The organism is Micromonospora maritima (assembly GCF_902825405.1).
Lineage (GTDB): Bacteria > Actinomycetota > Actinomycetes > Mycobacteriales > Micromonosporaceae > Micromonospora > Micromonospora maritima.
The window spans coordinates 1-762 of the sequence record NZ_CADEAU010000951.1 but is presented as its reverse complement, the minus strand read 5'-3'; the positions used below and the strand labels follow the sequence as shown (position 1 = coordinate 762).

The following is a 762-nucleotide window of genomic DNA, read 5'->3' as shown; positions in this document are numbered from 1 at the left end:
GGCGCCGCGCATCCGGACGGGGCGCGGGCCGCGGCCGGTGCGGCCGGCAGGCCGGCGACGAGGAGGGTCGCCAGGACCGCCACGGCCGGGCGGACGAGGGGCCGAGACATCGACGACCTCCGTAACGTGTCGACTCCGGAACGGGATGTTAGCGCCTCGTCGAGGTCACGGCCGACCGTCGATGGCCAGGCATTGTGATCTTGTTACCACCTTGTAGGTTGTAGGCGATGCCTGTGGCCTGTTCGCGGAAGGAGAGGTGGCCGTGACCGGATGGGAGCCGGCCACCGAGGCCGAGGTGGCGATGCGGGACGCGCTGCGCGCGCAGGACCAGCAGCAGTACTTCCGCGTGCTGACCCGCGTCGATCTGGTGCTGCCGGTCGCCGGCGGCCCCACCGCCGGATGGGGCACCTGGACCTCCGCGGGTCGGACCCACGTGCTGGCCTTCACCTCCGTCGCCGCGATGCGGGCCAGCCTGGGCGAGAACGCCGGGGCGACGCGCGTCGTGGCATACCCCGACCTGGCCGCCGGCTGGCCCAACCAGGAGTGGTGGCTGGCGGTCGATCCGGGGCTGCCGATCGAGGGTTACCTGCCCGCCTGGTATGTCGCCCAGCTGGCCCGGGGAGACGTCCGGCTGCCCGGCCGGACCATGGGCGCCCGGGCCCGGCTGGACCGGGTCGAGAGCGCGGCCCGCGCGGCCCGCAACGGCGTACCGGAGACCACCCGCGAGGCGTCGATCCCCCGGGTGCCGGCCGCTCCCACACC

1 protein-coding gene is annotated in these 762 nt (G+C 74.5%); it reads left to right on the top strand.

Features of this window, described 5'->3' with window-relative positions; genetic code table 11:
* Positions 1 to 262: 262 nt before the first annotated feature.
* On the top strand, positions 263 to 762 hold a 500-nt coding region (locus HUW36_RS33760), incomplete at its 3' end, for an SseB family protein (RefSeq protein ID WP_174531690.1).